Source organism: Pseudoalteromonas luteoviolacea DSM 6061 (genome assembly GCF_001625655.1).
Taxonomy (GTDB): Bacteria; Pseudomonadota; Gammaproteobacteria; order Enterobacterales; family Alteromonadaceae; genus Pseudoalteromonas; species Pseudoalteromonas luteoviolacea.
Genome location: NZ_AUYB01000080.1, coordinates 1 through 17,419, shown reverse-complemented (window position 1 = coordinate 17,419; position 17,419 = coordinate 1). Strand labels below are relative to the sequence as shown.

Below are 17,419 nucleotides of genomic sequence, written 5' to 3'. Positions count from 1 at the left end.
GATTATTTTTAATAAAAGCCGAAGTACAATGACTTCGACTTTTATAGGGTGGGATTAGTCTAGACCTCTGTTACGCAATAGTGCGTCAGTGGTTGGCTTTCTGCCTCTGAAGCCTTCATACGCTTCAAAGTAATCAAGCGTGTCGCCACGGCTGTAGATAAATTGGTACAAGCGTTCTGCGGTTTCTGGATCAAAAATGTCTTTCTTCTCAAGGAAAGCGTCGAAGCCATCTGCATCTAAGATTTCAGACCACATGTAAGCATAGTAAGCAGATGAGTAACCGCCCGCAAAAATATGCCCAAAGTGTGTACTGCGGTGACGCATGATGATTTCTTCAGGTTTACCGTACTCAGTGAGTATTTTATTTTCAAAGGCACGAACATCGAGATCTTTTACGTCGGTCATTTGGTGGTAAGCCATATCTACAAGCGCAGATGCGGTAAACTCAACTGTTGCGAACCCTTGGTTGAATGTACCAGCTTGCTTGATTTTATCCAGTAGCTCTTTTGGCATTGGCTCATTCGTTTTGTAATGAAGCGCGAACTTTTTAAGCATTTCAGGTTGAGCAATGAAGTGCTCAAACAATTGCGCAGGGAACTCTACCCAATCACGTGGTACGCTCGTACCTGCGAGAGTCGGATAAGTAACATTTGAAAGTAGGCCGTGTAGTGCGTGTCCAAACTCATGGAATAAAGTCACCGCGTCTGAGTAGCTCATTAACGTCGGCTCACCTTCAGCAGGTTTGTTTAGATTCATATTGTTTAGAATTAATGGCTTAACATCACCAGCGAGTTTCTGCTGTGTGCGGAATGAACTCATCCAAGCACCAGAGCGTTTTGTCGAGCGCGCATAGTAGTCACCATAGAACAAACCAATTGCTTTGCCAGCTTTGTCTTGTACTTCCCATACGCGTACCACTGGGTTATAAACTGGGATGTCAGTACGTTCAACAAATTTTAAGCCAAACAAGCGCTCTGCTGTATAGAATTGAGCCTCAATCATGTTATTCAGTTCGAAGTACTCTGCAATTTGGCCTTGGTCTAGGTCAAATTTCGCTTTACGCACTTTCTCAGCGTAATAGCGCCAATCCCATGGTTCAAGTTTATGAGTGACCCCTTCAGCGGCCATCAGCTCTTTGATCCACTCACGCTCTTGTTCAGCTTTCTCAACAGCTGGCTCCCAAACCTTTAATAACAGGTCCATTGCAGTTTCTGGCGTACTTGCCATCGAATTGCTAAGTACGTACTCAGAATGGTGTTTATATCCTAAGAGTTGAGCGCGTTTTGCACGCAGCTCTACGATTTCAGCAATGATAGCTTTGTTATCAAATTCGTTGTCATTGTCACCGCGGTTTGCCCACCCCTTGAACGCTTTTTCACGTAGATCACGTCTATCAGAGAATTGTAAGAAAGGCTGAACACTGGAACGGTTAAGTGTAATGACGTATTTGCCAGGTAAATCTCGTGCCGTCGCAGCAGCCGCTGCTGCGTCGCGTTGTGCTTGTGGTAGGCCAGCAAGATCAGACTCTTCCAGTACTAAAGTGAAAGCGCGAGAGTCGTTGAGTGAGTTCTGACCAAATTCAGTCGTCAGTGCTGAAATACGCTCGTTAATTTTTGCAAACTCGGCACGCTGCTCGCCCGTTAGCTCTGCACCTGAGCGAACAAAACTGTTGTAAACACGTTCAAGTAAACGCGTTTGCTCAGCATTCAAAAGTGCCGAACCACGATTTTCATATACCTTAGCAACACGCTTGAATAGCGCTTCATTCATGCGGATTTCATTGCGGTGACGCGTTAACAGTGGAGAAATCTCTCTCTGCAACTTTTGCATCTGATCGTTTGATTCAGTATTTGATAAGTTAAAGAATACCGCAGAAACACGTGAAAGCGTTGAGCCGGCTAGTTCCATTGCCGCGATAGTGTTGTCAAAGTCAGCAGGGCGCTCGTTTTCAGTAATTGCATCAATTTCTTTTTTGTGTTCTACGATGGCTTGATTGAATGCAGGCAAGAAGTGCGCTGTTTTAATTTGACCAAGCGGCGGCGCGCCAAATGGTGTATTCCACTCTTGGAAGAATGGGTTTTGTTTAATATCACTGCTTGATGCTTCTGCAACAGTTTTTTCTGCAGTTGTCGCTTGTTGCTCTTCAGGCGCTTTCGAACAGCCCGCAAATAAAACGGCTGCTGATATTGCCAAAGCTAGATGAGTTTTTCTTAGCACTGGGTATCCCCTAATAGAATTGGTGTAATGTTATAATATACTTGTATCTGAAATGATACCTAACAAAACTTGTAATATGTGGGTGCTTGTCGCAAAAAAGTCACAGTTGAGCTTAAAAAACCGCAAATTGAGCTCGTTTTTTGTGGATTTAACCTTGTTTTAGGGGAATTTTAAATAACCTCATCAGTTAGTAATGTGAACTATATGCACTACTTTTGAAGATTAGGCGTGCAAAAATCTACAAATGTTATTGCAAAAAATTGAAGTAATTAAGCGGGTGGGCAATTTCCCCAATGTGTACGTATCAAAGCTTTTAAATTTGAAGGATTAAGGTTGAAGAAAGTTATGACTATTAATAAGAGAGTGGTGCAATGTATCTTCAGGCTAATTTGGCTAGTTAATTTGTCACTATGTTTGTCAAGCGCTGTGTCTGCTTCGCCAGATGTAATTAACAAACATTTGACAGACAGCCAGTCTGATCCCACAAAACTTGGCTTGATGACTGGATTTCCACCACCAGTTGATAAACGCGTAATGTTGCCAGATTCAAATTTCTTTAGCTTTCCAAACCTGCGCTGGTCAGTGTGTAACATGCGAGCTTTGTTACCTACAGAAAACATTAAACGTGACCCATTCAATGCAACGCCCATGTCTTATGCACTCATGCAAGGAATAGACAGTGTTACATTCTCGCCTATGAATAGCTCGACTCGCATGAGTTGGCATGACAGTTTAGCTGCGAATTATACCGATGGGATACTTGTATTACACAAGAATAAAGTTGTTTATGAAAGGTATCGAGGATGTATGGACGAACATACCAATCATGCAGCAATGTCGATGACCAAGTCTTTAACAGGGTTAATTGCAGAAATTCTTATCGCAAGAGGCAAGATAGATGAAAGTGCCAAAGTACGTTCTATTATTCCAGAACTACAAGGGTCCGCTTTTGGAGATGCAACCGTTAGACAGGTGATGGATATGACAACCTCATTGAGATATAGCGAAAACTATGCGGACCCAAATGCCGATATATGGCAATACAGCTATGCAGCTAATCCACTTCCCAAGCCCAAGGAATATGCTGGTCCAGTTGGATATTTTGAATACTTGCAAACGGTACAAAAAAGCGGAGTTCATGGTAAGGAGTTTGGTTACAAGACCGTGAACAGTGATGTTTTGGGTTGGATTGTGGCACGTGCGTCAGGAAAAAAGTTTAATGTATTAGCAAGCGAGCTTATCTGGTCAAAGCTGGGTATGGAATACAGTGCAGATATTACGGTAGATGGAATAGGCACACCATTTGCGGGTGGTGGCCTAAGCGCAACACTTAGAGACTTAGCCAGAATTGGCATTGTAATGCTAAATAATGGCAAGATTAATGGCGTACAAATTATACCGACATCAGCAGTAGCAAGTATTCGTCAAGGCGGTGACAAAAGCGTATTTTCTACGGCTGGATTTAAAACAATACCTAATGGAAGTTACCGCAGTATGTGGTGGCATTTTCATAACGAGCACGGAGCTTTTGCTGCCAGAGGCGTACATGGACAGACAATTTATATAGATCCCAAAGCAAAAATGATCATTGTACGGCTCTCTTCACATCCTGTAGCGGCAAATTCAGCCATTGATCCAACATCTTTACCTGCATACCATGCTTTGGCTAAGTTTTTATTAGCACAGTAACTTCTTTTTATACCTCAAGCTATTACATCGAGGCGGTGCTTTGGCAAGCGCACGCTTCGGCCTTTTTACATAAAAAGTAAACGTGATACCACGATTTACAGTGAATAAAACTTGGGCTTCTGTTGTGCCTAAGAAGCAGGTTATTTATTACAGCTTGAACGATGATTTTATCCTTATTATTTCAGTATATACAATTGAACAGGGGCTTAATGGTAATTTCATGAGGTGTCACAATGTTCAGAGATATGACCCAACAAGCCCACTAGAGTAAAGTACGTAGAGTTGGACTATTTGTTATTTGTTCTTGTTTTATGCACAATGTGGTAACTGCTAGATTACAATTGCCTATGCGGTAATAGAGCGGTTTTATGTCAGCTTTTTGGCAAAGCAATGATCTCAATGAGTATAAAAATAATAATGGAAGGTAACGAATCGAATGGCAATTATCGGAATAGACCTAGGGACGACGAATAGCGCTTGTTGTGTATGGAAAGGCGATGAGCTCATTAAAGTCCCCAATGCACTAGACTCCTACCTTACCCCCTCCGTTGTGGGAATCGACGAAGATAAGAATATAATTGTTGGTCAAATTGCTAAAGAGCGCCTTCTTACTCACTCAGACAAGACGGTAGCGGTGTTTAAGCGGTTAATGGGCAGTGAGCACGAAGTAGAATTGGGCTCAAAATCTTTTTCTGCCCCCGAGTTATCTGCATTTGTCATTAAAAGTTTGATCAGAGATGCTGAAACCCTGCTTGAAGAAACAGTTACTGAAGCTGTGATCAGTGTGCCCGCCTATTTCAATGAAAACCAAAGAGCTGCTACCAAGTTAGCTGGGGAACTTGCAGGTATAAAAGTGCGAAGGCTAATCAATGAACCAACGGCAGCAGCCATGGCCTACGGATTGAATAAGCGCGAAGAAGGTACATTTCTAATCTTGGATATGGGAGGCGGTACTTTCGACGTTTCCATTCTAGAGTACTTTTCTGGGGTAATGGAAGTACATGCTTGCTCGGGAGACAATTTCCTTGGCGGTGAAGACTTTGTGCAAGTAATGATTGACGATGTGCTCAGCCAGTTGAATGTCAAAAAAACAGTATTGACCGCGCAGGAATATCATTTACTTTATCTGCAAATGGAGTCGCTAAAAAAACGTATTGACCAAGTTGAAGAAGAGACTTTACAGCTTCAATTAAACAACAAGAGTGTAGAGTTTAAAGTAAGCAATCAATGGTTTATTAGCCTAATAAATCCCCTTTTGCTACGCGTAAAAAATCCCATTCAATTGGCACTCCAAGATGCGGATATGAGTCCCAGTGAAATTGATGAAGTCATTTTAGTGGGGGGAGCTACTCGGCTTCGTCAATTTAGAGTAGCTGTTGCAAAGCTGTTTGGTAGGTTTCCATCATGTGATTTAGATCCCGACACCGTGGTTGGTATTGGTGCCGGTATTCAAGCCGGGTTATTAGCAGCTAACCAAGCTTTACAAGATGTCGTTTTAACAGATGTTTGCCCCTATACATTGGGTGTTGAAGTGCTGGATCAAAATAAAAATCCAGGCGCATTTTTACCTGTGATTGAGCGCAATACCGTCGTGCCAGTTAGTATTGAAAAACAGGTAATTACCGCCAGAGATGATCAGAAATTGGTGATGATAAATATATTTCAAGGTGAAAACAGACTCGTTGAAAAAAATGTATTTCTTGGTTTTGTCAATGTGCCTGTACCAAAAGCAAAAGCTGGAGAGCATCCAATCACCGTTAGGTACAGCTACGATATGAGTGGGCTTTTGGTCGTGGATGTTACCGTTGACTCGACGGGTAAAACATACAACAAAGTAATTGAGAATGCGCCGGGTATGCTGAGCGAAAAAGAAAAGCAAAAAGTGCTCTCTAAATTAGAAAAAATTAAATTTCACCCAAGGGATAATCAAAAAAATAAACAGTTGATAGCCAAAGCAGATAGGTTGTACGAATCATGCTTGGGGGAAATCAGAGAACATATTGCAATCTCAGTTACAAATTTTGAACGTGTTCTCGATGGACAAAATGAAATAGCAATTAAGAAAGCGCAAATTGAATTTTCAAACTTTTTAGACGCATTGGAAATAGAAGGGCGCTTCTAATGTCTGCGTGGGATATTTTAAAAATACAACAAACAAACGACATTAAAGTAATAAAAGTAGCCTATGCCAAGCAGCTAAAAGTTTGTCGACCCGAATCTCACCCCGAAGAGTTTCAGGCACTGCATCAGGCGTATAAAAGTGCGCTCAATTGGGCTAAATCGATTACTGAAGAACACTTCGAGGCGCAAGCGCCCTTAGATAACATGCTCTCTGAACAACCTGAAGTTATAGAAGCTGCTGAGATGTCGGATACTGTCGATGACGTTGACAGAGAAAGGCAAGCTGAATTAGACGAGATGCACATTGAGTATAAACAGCACATCGAAGAGATTTCAAAGGTGTTCGATGATAAAGTGGCCAGAAATGACATAAGCGCGTGGCGATTTTTACAAAAATCTCAATCTATCTTAGATCCGGAGTATAACACTCAGTTAGGAATGTTTGTTTTTGAAAGTATTTTGAAAATAAATAAAGAGTTTGAACAGCTTAGCCGAAAGAAAAAGCGTTATAGTGGCGATCGAGAGAAAATTTCGATTGAGACAATTTTGTATCTTGATGGTGTCTTCAATTGGCGAAGCCAAGTAAATGCTTTGTGTTATTTTTTCGGTGAGCAAGATACTGTGAAAGTTTTAAACCTGATTGAAACGCACGCTCACAAACCTGACTCCAGCCTTGCCATTGATTCCGTACAAGGTGCAAAAGTAATTGGAAAAAGAACAGTTAGTACTAACCAAGCTGATGAATATCTGGCTGCGGTTGAGGCATTGGCTCGACTGAAAAGCTTAACGTATCGGAGTTTCTGTGTTTGCCTCTTACTATGCGGCATACTTATGACGGCATTTATGGACCAAGGCATAGATGGTGGGGTACTGTTTTTACGCATTTTTATAGTGGTGCACTTTGTTCAAATGCTAGGTGTTGCGATACGTAATAAATACATCATATATTCAATGTGGCCAGTTTCGATTCTATTTATATTGTGTTTTCCCATTATGACTTTAACGGGTATAGCAATGTTATCGAATTTAAGGAAAGTAAAAGTCTATTTTAAGTATGAACAGAAGCAATAAATTTATGCTTTCTCGAGGTTTACTCTATACCTGGCAGTCAATCTCAATCGATATCTATTGAACTTAATATGCACTTTTTTATTTCGCTAATGAATAGCTGAATTGTAATATCAGTGATATTTTTATGGGCACTGGCAAAGTGCCCTGTACGCTCGGGGTTGCTTACCTTATTGTTCTCACTTTTTTAAGATGAATTCTATTTCATTTCATTGGTATTTTTGTATCCTATTTTCTGGCTGCAAAGTGACCTTTGGGCAACGTCATAATAATTGCGATTTTTGGGGTTATTATTAAGAACGATGTGTCATGTCCAGACTGCAACTAGAAAGAAGCACTGCTGGTTGTTTTTCGTCAGTCTGGATCGTCTGTATAAAACAGTACAGGGATCAACACCAAGTAGGTTAAGTTTTTATATAATTCAATTCCCTGATTTTCATGGTTATTTTTTTTATGATGCTTTTTTGAGCCTAAAGGCTTTGCTAGGTAAGCTATAAAAGCCTCAAAAAAGAGAGTTACGTCATCGCTTTCCTTAGCTTAAAGTCTAGATAAAGTCAGGCAATAAGTTGGGGGGATTTGAATTAAATCATAATATATTGTTAAATTACTTGCACTGAAGTTTTTTTATTTATTAGAATATTCATCAGTTGGTTTAGCCATTTTTTTGAAGGATTATAAATAGTGAGCATTAAATCGAGCAACGATGAGTTGCTGCGAAGTGCTGTTGCGTGTTCAAATATATTGTTAAAAGTTTCAGGTATTGATGCGAAACCTTCCTTTTCTTCGTCAGACTACCCTTCTTTAAAGCAAGTAATTAAAGCGCTAGGTAAATATAATAACGCAAAATTAAAACTCAAATCCTTGAAGCTTGATAAAGTTTCACAGGAAAGCCTACCTTTAGCGTTCAAGGATAAAAGTGGAAAATTTATTGTACTTGCACGAGTATCGGATGACCAAGCTTTACTGCAGGATCCTGACTCAGAAACTCCGCATATTATTTCACTCAAGGAGCTAGAGTTAAATTGGACTGAGCAGGTAATCATGCTCGGAAATTCTAAATATCAATTTGATATTTCCTGGTTTATTCCTGAGTTTGTTAGACACCGTGGGCTGCTGAGTGAAGTTTTACTGTTTTCATTATTCCTACAGTTATTGGCGCTCGCACTTCCATTATTTTTCCAAGTAATCATGGACAAGGTGATTGTTCACCAAGCGCTGTCCACTTTAGATGTACTCGTAATCGTACTGGTCATTGTTGGATTATTCGAAGTTGGCTTAAAAGGACTTCGAGAATATATTTTAGTCCACACTACAAACCGCATAGATATTCGTCTCGGGGCTAAGTTATTCTCACATTTACTTGGGCTCCCTTTATTGTATTTTAAATCACGGCAAATTGGTGCCATCGTTACCAGAGTACGCGAGCTAGATAGCATACGTAATCTATTGACGGGCGCCGCACTGACACTATTAGTGGATGTTGCCTTCACATTTGTTTTTTTTGCTGTGATGTTTTACCTCTCTCCATTATTGACCTGCATTGTATTAGCCTCTTTACCTTTGTATGTTGCTGTTGCTTATTTTACTTCTAAACCACTCAAACAACGAATCGAGCACCAATTTGCATGTGGGGCCAAAAACTTGTCCTTTTTAACAGAATCTGTAAATGGTATTGAAACGGTAAAAAGTTTAGCGACAGAGCCCAGTTTGCAACGAACTTGGGAAGGGCAAACTAAAGACCTAGTTGAAGCCAATTTTGACCGTCAATCTTTGCAGGCGATGTCGAATCAAATTGTTGCGATGTTACAAAAAGTGACATCTGTTTTAGTGATTTGGGTTGGCGCCAGTATGGTAATGTCGTTGGAAATTACTATCGGTCAATTGATTGCCTTCAATATGATGGTTAGCCATGTCCATCAACCTGTAGCTAAATTAGTTGAGCTATGGCAACAGTTTATTCAAACACAGGTAGCCGTTGATAATTTAGGCGAAATGCTGAACTTGCCAACCGAATTAGAACAAAAAAAACTTATTGTAAAACCAGTACTACGTGGTGACATAAAGTTAGAAAACGTCTGGTTTAGGTATCAACCTCAGTCACCTGCCATATTGAAGGGGGTTTCTTTACATATTAAAGCTGGGGAATCCGTGGGTATAGTCGGTGAATCAGGGTCAGGAAAAAGCACTATTGCACGCTTAATACAGAAGCTATATCTGGCAGAAAAAGGTCGGATTCTGATCGATAACTTACCTATAAATCAGTTGTCTGCCCCGGAACTGAGAAACTCTATGGGAGTGGTACTTCAGGAAAACTATTTGTTTAATCGCAGTGTAAGAGAAAATATTGCAATCAAGTATCCGGCAGCCCCGCTAGCAGACGTTGTTCGTGCTGCGGAGTTAGCTGGGGCGCATGAGTTCATTCTTAAGTTACCAAAAGGGTATGACACGATTTTAGCTGAAGGTGGAAGCTCTCTTTCTGGTGGACAAAAACAACGAATTGCAATTGCCCGTGCGCTTCTCACACAGCCTTCGGTACTTATTATGGACGAAGCTACCAGTGCGCTTGATGATGGATCTCAGCAAGTTATTCAAAACAATATGAAGCACTTTAGCCATGATAAAACCACTGTGATTATTGCTCACCGCCTGTCCACAATTAAAGAATGCGACCGCATTATAGTGCTCGAACAAGGCCAAATAGCCGAGCAAGGAACACATGAACAATTGATAGCACTTGACGGTCGCTATGCAAGACTTTGGCACATGCAAAAGGAAAGTAAGCTGGAGAACATACTATGAATTTTTTAAAAAAGGTGCTTGAAGCAATAAACAAGAATAATAAAAGCACAGCCGTTACCAAGAGAAACAAAAATGAATATGAATTTTTGCCGGCATACCTCGAAATTATTGAAAAACCAGCATCTCCATGGGCACGAAGAATTGCTTATTTACTAACTGGTTTTGTTGTAATTGCACTGGTTTGGTCCATTGTTGGCAAATTAGATATTCACGCTAATGCACTTGGTAAAGTAATGGTATCTAGTCACAGTAAAGTGATTCAGCCTCTTGAGCAAGGAGAGGTTCTGTCTATCAATGTTAGAGACGGGCAGGCTGTAAAAAAAGGGGATGTACTTATTCAGCTAAACCCTATTGGTGCAGATGCAGAGTCAAAGAGGCTTGCTGAGCAACTTGTATACTACAAGCTAGAAAGTGAAAGGCTTAGAGCTCTTTTGTCAGACGATCCCATTAACTCCTTTGAACCACCAAAAGAAGCCAGCGCATTGCAAGTAGAAACAAGCTTTGGTCACTTAAGTAGTGAACATAAAGAAATGAACGCTGTGTTGGACCGTTTTAGTGCTGAGGTGCAAGTAAATGAGGCACAGCTTGAAGCGAATATTCAAGATCTTGCAGCACTCAAGCGCCTAAAAAAGAACATTGAAGCTCGATTGGACGCAAGAAAAAACTTAGAGTCATCACAGGCTATCGCTAGAGTGGAAATTTTAGAGCAGGAAAAAGAGCTGTTAGAAGCGGAGCGCACGATGGTTAGTTTAAACGCCCAAAGCGAGGTGTTAAAAGCAGAGGCATTAAGCCTTGCTGAGCAACGTGATAGTTATCTTGCGCAAAAGCGAAGAGAGTTTCACGAAGAGCTTAATCAATCTGAAATTATTACAACGCAAACAGAACAAGACTTGATAAAAGCACGCGAAAAACAACGTTTGCAATCGCTTCGCTCGCCAGTAGATGGTGTAGTGCAACAATTAAGTATTCATACCTTAGGTGGTGTAGTAACACCGGCTCAAGCGCTAATGGTGGTAGTCCCTAAAGTGCATCAATTAGAGGCTGAAGTAAATGTCTTAAATAAGGACGTTGGCTTTGTTGTCGCTGGACAGACAGTTGAAATTAAAATCGATAGTTTTCCCTTCACAAAATATGGAACCATTTCAGGTAAAGTACTACACGTTTCTAGAGATGCTGTAAAAGACGAGCAGTTAGGATATGTGTTTCCAGCAAGGATCCAGTTAGATGACGAACGCATCCTTGTGGACGAAAGTTGGGTCCCTGTAACTGCAGGAATGAGTGTGACAGCTGAGATTAAGACAGGCTCAAGAAGGGTCATTGAATACTTACTAAGTCCACTGCAAAAGTATCAGTCTGAAGCGCTAAGGGAGCGATAGCTATGGAAGTTAAGCACTGCTCATTGCAAGTAATGTATGGTCTGCAGGCGCTCGCTTTTGCTGCAAAGTCATTCGATAAAAATGTTGAAGTCAATTATTTAAAGCATCAAACAGGTGTACATGACGAAGAGATAGATCATTTGACATTGTGCCGCTGCGCCAAATGGATTGGATTAAAAGCAAGTGTTCAGACCACAGGTATTGAACGGTTGCATCTTATGCCATTGCCGGCTTTGGTTCAAATTGATGGGCAATTTTGTGTCTTATTGAAAATTGACAAAAATGAGGTACAACTTTACTCCCCAAGGAAAGCGCAAATTATCGGCATGTCTTTGCCCGATTTCTCTAAAGTTTGGAATGGCGAGCTGTTGATGCTGGCAGAAAGTGAAATTAAGCAATCGGATGTAAAATTTGGATTCAGTTGGTTTATCCCTTCTTTAAAGAAACACGCCAGCCAAGCTCGAAAAATCATTTTGATTTCTTTCTTTATCCAGCTTATTGCACTGGCAACACCAATCTTATTTGAAAATGTCATTGATCGGGTTTTGGTCAGTCGCAGTGTTTCCAGTCTGCAGGTACTGGGTATTGCTCTTTTGGCATTGGCTATCTTTGAACCATTGTATACGTATATGCGAACTTGGTTGTTTGCAAACTTAGCGAGTAAAGTCTCAGCTGAATTAAACGCACGTTTATTTTCTCACTTGGTGTCATTGCCAATGCGTTACTTTGGGCAGCGCCAAACTGGCCAAATAACGGCGCGAGTTAGAGAAATGGAAATGATCAGGCAGTTTTTGTCGGGCTCTGCATTAACTATGCTGATTGATTTAGCTTTTGTAATCATCGTGATCGCAGTCTTATTTGCATATGCGCCGTTGTTAACATGGATTGTGCTGGGGTCATTGGTACTTTATATCCTCTTTTGGCTCGCAATTGGCCCGAGCTTGCGTCGCAGAGTACAGGCTGAGTTTGAAACATCAGCGGACAATACCGCATTTTTAACTGAAGCTGTTACGGGCATTGAAACTATTAAAACCAGTTCAGTGGAGCGTGGTTTTGAAAAGCAGTGGAAAAAAAGCCTTGCTAGCCAGCTCATCGCAAGCTTTCGAGCACGAGTAATCTCGATTTGGGCGGAGCAGGGTATTAGCACGATTCAAAAGTTAAGTGCTGCGTTAGCGCTTTGGTGGGGCGTAAAGTTGGTGATGAGTGGAGACCTAACCGCGGGTCAACTAGTTGCATTTAATATGCTTGCAGGGCAAGTAACTATGCCTATTTTGCGACTGGCGCAGATTTGGCAAGACTTTCAGCATTGTTTGATTTCATTGCGTCGGGTTGGTGATATTTTAGATGAAGAGCAAGAAGCCGGTGCAAAAGGCCTTGCGTCTTCGCCTGATATGAAAGGTTCAGTTCAGTTTCATCGTGTTCGATTCCGTTACGACGATGAATCTCCAGAAGTCATCTCTAACTTGTCTCTAGATATTAAGGCTGGGGAGTGTATTGGTATCACTGGTCAATCAGGTTCGGGCAAGAGTACTTTGACTAAACTATTGCAACGATTGTATAGCCCTACGTCTGGCGAAGTAATAGTAGACGGTATGGACTTAGCAATTGCAGATCCAATAGAGCTAAGAAGAAACCTGAGTGTTGTATTGCAAGAGAGTCGCCTATTTGCAGGTAGCATCGCGGCAAACATTAGTCAGTGTCTACCTCAAGCGACGCCTGAACAGATAATTGACGCAGCGAAATTGGCGGGAGCACATGAATTTATCTGTAGCTTGCCTCAAGGGTACCAAACGCAAGTTGGTGAAAGTGGAGGGCGTCTATCCGGTGGCCAACGACAAAGGATTGCCATAGCTCGAGCGCTTATAACCAATCCAAAGATTTTAGTTCTAGACGAAGCAACCAGTGCTTTAGATTATGAATCAGAAGCAACCATTATCGCCCGTCTGCCGGAGATAGCGAAAGGCAGAACAGTAATAAGTATTGCGCATAGGCTCAATACTATTCGATTTTGTGACCGCATCATTGTTGTCGAAAAGGGAAAGATAATAGAAGCGGGCTCTCACAATGAATTAACGAACACACAGAGTCGTTATAAAGCCTTATGGGATTTACAAACCTCTTCTTAATAAGCACACGCTTTCACTATGTTGAAGGCGTGTTTACGGGCGGTTTAAAAATCATTTGGGTACTGGAAAAGAATCAGCACAGTAGTATTTAAAGGAGATAAGTCGATGTTTTCAATGAACGACGCTATGCGTCGGTTACCTCAGTTTATTCCGATTTTGGCTGTACTCGCCCTCGTCATTTTCATGTTTTTTAGGCATAACTTTTTTTCCCAAGAAGCCACAGTGAGCGATACACGCTATCACGAAGTGGACTATGTCGGAATTACCTCGAGTTTAAAGGGAGGAACGTATAGCCAGTTAAAGGATAAGCAGAGCGGGTTCAAATTCATTGTTAATTACTATCCGTTTGAGCGATTGAGTGAACAAAAATTAGATAACTTAAGAGTGGGAATTGTTGATGTGCCAGGGGAGCACGCATTTCATCACTTAGTCTTTGTTGCGACAGAAGGAGAAGTTCTATTAGACGAGTTAAGTGGTATTGAACAGTTAAACAAAGAAAACGAAGAGCAATTGGCAGAGCATATATACCTGCTTATAATTTCTTTTGTTATTATTTTCGCAATAAAAACCTATACCCGAAAGCGTTAGGCAAGGACCCAATTAGTGCCTGCGTATATCATAGCTCTCTTCAACCTTGCAGTAGGTGAATCAAAGGTTTAAGGGAAATAAAGCATAAAACTAACCGTGAAGGAATACTAAATGAACTTTAATAATTTAGTAAAATCAATTCTTGATTCTAAAGAAAAAGGTTGGATAGAACTACACGCCAATCTAGCTGTATTGGATTCAACACTCGAAAATTATAAAAACGGTAGCTCTGAAGTTATCGATGTATTTTTAGCAACTGCAGATGTTTTAGTTGCGACTGCCGGGCTTATGGGCGCAGATACTTTGCCAGGGGTCGTATTTAACCTCGAAAGTATTAAGCGTAATTATCAAAAATACAAAACAGAGAAAGAAGCCGGTGTGGTTGGTAATGACACTATTGCCGCACTTGTAGCATCTATGGCTGCCGTTGTTAATGATATTACAGATGCTTTAAAAACGCGTCATCCGGGCTTCGCTGCTGCTGCGGTTATTTCTGCCATTATTACAACTGTGGCCAAGTATGTTTCTGTTCATGCATCTACAGCTGCCCAAATTACTGAGCAGTTACGTCAAGAGCAGCAGGGCATGATTGACATCATTCAAAATCAGCTTTCAAGCCGCAAACAGGCGGTACTTGAGCAATATGAAGCACTTGTCCGTCAAGAAGCTGCACTGGCCGGTGTTGACCCTGCAATGGCCATTGATGGTCAGTTTACTACTGATGTTAATGGCTTGATTCGTGATCTAAATGACGAGATAAATTATAAAATTCAACAAAGTCTCGAATTGCGAATTGACTTAAGTCACTCTGAAATTGAAGAGCTCAAAGATCAGTATATTGGTGAATTCAATACCATTTTAGGCGGTTATGGAGATGGTGGTGAAGTAACCCAATACCTCAATATGTACCTAGGCATTAGTGTTAAGAAGTCACGAACTAGAATCATTAATCAAGCAGAAAGTGACTTCGCAGCAGAGTTGAATGGTCAAGGTGATGCGCGCCAAAAAACAACTGAGTTTATTGACTCTGTGCGTCAGGCTTTCGGCCAAGCAAACATAAAAAATGGGAATGTCGATAGCTTTGTTAATCAATGGCTAGCTAAATATGAAGGCAATCTCTCTGAAGTTAAAGCGCGCATTTTGTCTGAGTTGGCTGCGTTTAAAACACAGGTACTCAATGGCGGAATTTTACTTGTTGATGAGATCAGCGAAGATCTTGTTGGGCAGTATATGACCAAGCAAAATGAGCTGGACTCTGAGTTCGGTCATTTTGAAACAATTGCTGTCGATCAGCAATTAACCTTGATGTATGCTGAATTGAGCGGTCTTGTAGTTGACGACAAAAAGCGTTACATGTCATCAGTATGGGATATGCATCGAGATTCTGCTGAAGCGCTGAGACACAAAGCACAGCGTTTGGCAGCTCAGGTTGATATGCAAGAAGGGGTGGATATCCCTGACTCACTCTTCAATCAGCTTGGGGAGCTCTATTCAGAAATTAATGGCCAAATTGAACTGTCTCAAAAGTCAGTGAACCACGTTTTGGCAAGTTACCTTCAAGATATTCATAGCTTTGACCATTTTATATCTAACACGAATGCTTATATTGAAGCGGAAAGTAACCGATTGGATGCAGGTTTTAGCAATATTATTGCATTACTTCAAGACATTATTAGCCAACTTGAAAGTCTATTAGAGCAACCACCAGAAGAAGAGCCAGATGAAGATGGGGATGGTATACCCGATGATGAAGATCCAGATGCTGATGGCAATGGTATTCCTGACAGTGAAGAAGATCCAAATAACCCTTCTGAAAAAGACAGTGATGGAGACGGGATCCCAGATCATTTAGATCCCGATAGAGACGGTGACGGTATTCCGAATGAGGATGACCCAACACCTGATGGTGGCTCAGAGGGTGGTGATGGCGGAACACCCGGTGACCCAGCAGAAGAAGGCAGCAATAATGCAAATCGACGCAGACGTATAGATCCATTGATTCTTGATTTGGATGGAGATGGACTTGAGTTCATCAGTCTAGATCAGAGCCAGGCAAAGTTTGATTTAACCGGAGATGGCTTTGCTACGCATACATCATGGGTGAAGGGCGACGATGGCTTTTTGGCGCTTGATAAAAATGGTGATGGTAAAATTAATGACATTAACGAGCTATTTGGTAGTGAAAGTGTCACAGGGTTCGAGGAACTCAGCGCATTAGATAGTAATGGCGATGGCGTAATTAATGCACAAGACGCTGCGTTCAATGATTTACTAATTTGGCAGGACTTAAATGGTGATGGACATTCCTCGGATAACGAAATCAGTCGTTTATCTGACTTTGGCATCACGGAAATTAGCCTGACGCGCACTGCGGTAGGTAGCGAGTCTAATGATGTCATTTTAGATGAGATTGGTAGTTATGTCCGAACAGATGCCGACGGGAACCAAAGTAGCCATATTCTTGGTGATGTTCAGTTCACAATAAGAGCCACATATTCAGAATTTATTGGTGAAGTGACGCTTACACCAGATGCAATCGCGACAGGTAAAGTCAAAGGTTATGGCCTGATGCCAGATTTGGATATCGCCATGAGTTTGGATTCTGCTTTCTCGCAAATAGTTATGGAGACACGTGCGGGCCTTACCAGCGAAAATATATTTGATCGATTCGATGACATGTTAATTAGCTGGGCAAATGCAGAAGCATTAACGCTTGAAGATATCGATAGCACGCCAAATCTATCTTTGGGAGAAGATGGCAAAGTTCACTTTGCTCAAGCAGGTGTTTCACTGAGCTTGGCTCAGCTAGGAGTGATCAAAGCCTACACCGGAATAAACAATTTAGAGCTTAATGACGGAGTGTGGGCTGGTAATGGTGGCATGCAGTCTACAGGCCGACTTTACGAGCAGGCTTGGAATAACATACGCAGCAACTTACTTGTGAAGTTTGCCGTTAGCCAAGGTCTAACAAAAGACGTTTTGTATACGCTTAATTACGATGCGGCAACAGATCAATTGCACGTACCATTTGATATGTCTGTCAGTACACAGCGCATGTTTGAATTAGCAGTACAAAAACAAGGAGCACTAGATACCAAAAAGAAAGCTGCTGACTTACTATTGTTGGTTAACATCCTGAACCAGTTTGATGGTGAATTTTCAAATACTGCAAGCCAGTTAATCAAAGATACCTTAGTTCAAGCGCAAGGTGCTGCTCATCAATGGCTGGTGGACCATCAAGATACCGTAAACAGTGTTAGTTCAAATCTTATTTTTGCTCATGATGTTACTGGTACTGCACTCAGCGAGCATATTGTGGCATCAGACCTCAATAATGTTATCAATGCTGGCAACGGCAATGATGTAGTCTATGCGCGCGGAGGTGATGACACTATTCAAGCAGGATCTGGTAACGACACCGTTTACGGCGGTGCG

General features: G+C 41.4%; 8 protein-coding genes and 1 pseudogene. 8 read left to right on the top strand and 1 reads right to left on the bottom strand.

Features of this window, described 5'->3' with window-relative positions:
- Nucleotides 1-54: 54 nt before the first annotated feature.
- Nucleotides 55-2,217 (bottom strand): M3 family metallopeptidase, encoded by a 2,163-nt coding sequence (locus tag N475_RS03870; protein ID WP_081216078.1) that lies wholly within the window; start codon nucleotides 2,215-2,217, stop codon nucleotides 55-57.
- A gap of 345 nt (nucleotides 2,218-2,562) precedes the next feature.
- On the opposite strand from N475_RS03870, the gene N475_RS03865 reads away from it, so the two are divergent.
- The 8 genes and pseudogenes from N475_RS03865 to N475_RS03830 form a co-directional block, all read left to right on the top strand.
- Entirely contained in the window at nucleotides 2,563-3,906 is a 1,344-nt protein-coding gene (locus N475_RS03865; protein ID WP_063364712.1) for a serine hydrolase domain-containing protein, read from the top strand.
- 436 nt (nucleotides 3,907-4,342) lie between these two features.
- A complete protein-coding gene (locus N475_RS03860; RefSeq protein WP_063364711.1) occupies nucleotides 4,343-6,028 on the top strand; it encodes a molecular chaperone HscC in 1,686 nt (561 codons plus the stop codon).
- A complete protein-coding gene (locus N475_RS03855) occupies nucleotides 6,028-7,098 on the top strand; it encodes a hypothetical protein (RefSeq protein WP_063358964.1) in 1,071 nt (356 codons plus the stop codon). The genes N475_RS03860 and N475_RS03855 overlap by 1 nt, the downstream gene beginning before the upstream one ends.
- 678 nt (nucleotides 7,099-7,776) lie before the next feature.
- Nucleotides 7,777-9,894: a peptidase domain-containing ABC transporter gene (locus N475_RS03850; protein ID WP_063364710.1), complete on the top strand. Its 2,118-nt coding sequence runs from the start codon at nucleotides 7,777-7,779 to the stop codon at nucleotides 9,892-9,894.
- Nucleotides 9,891-11,270, top strand: a complete 1,380-nt coding sequence (locus tag N475_RS03845; RefSeq protein WP_063358962.1) for an HlyD family type I secretion periplasmic adaptor subunit — start codon at nucleotides 9,891-9,893, stop codon at nucleotides 11,268-11,270. Before N475_RS03850 ends, N475_RS03845 begins: the two co-directional genes overlap by 4 nt.
- 2 nt (nucleotides 11,271-11,272) lie before the next feature.
- Nucleotides 11,273-13,396, top strand: a complete 2,124-nt coding sequence (locus N475_RS03840; protein ID WP_063358961.1) for a type I secretion system permease/ATPase — start codon at nucleotides 11,273-11,275, stop codon at nucleotides 13,394-13,396.
- Between the two features lie 105 nt (nucleotides 13,397-13,501).
- On the top strand, nucleotides 13,502-13,984 hold the full coding sequence (locus N475_RS03835) for a hypothetical protein (RefSeq protein ID WP_063358960.1): 483 nt from the start codon (nucleotides 13,502-13,504) through the stop codon (nucleotides 13,982-13,984).
- A 111-nt stretch (nucleotides 13,985-14,095) separates the two neighbouring features.
- A pseudogene (locus N475_RS03830) lies at nucleotides 14,096-17,419 on the top strand (hypothetical protein); the annotation flags it as partial.

Coding starts and splice junctions, on each gene's coding strand:
- N475_RS03865 (WP_063364712.1), top strand. CDS start 2,563: ATGACTATTAATAAGAGAGTGGTGCAATGTATCTTCAGGCTAATTTGG.
- N475_RS03860 (WP_063364711.1), top strand. CDS start 4,343: ATGGCAATTATCGGAATAGACCTAGGGACGACGAATAGCGCTTGTTGT.
- N475_RS03855 (WP_063358964.1), top strand. CDS start 6,028: ATGTCTGCGTGGGATATTTTAAAAATACAACAAACAAACGACATTAAA.
- N475_RS03845 (WP_063358962.1), top strand. CDS start 9,891: ATGAATTTTTTAAAAAAGGTGCTTGAAGCAATAAACAAGAATAATAAA.
- N475_RS03840 (WP_063358961.1), top strand. CDS start 11,273: ATGGAAGTTAAGCACTGCTCATTGCAAGTAATGTATGGTCTGCAGGCG.
- N475_RS03835 (WP_063358960.1), top strand. CDS start 13,502: ATGTTTTCAATGAACGACGCTATGCGTCGGTTACCTCAGTTTATTCCG.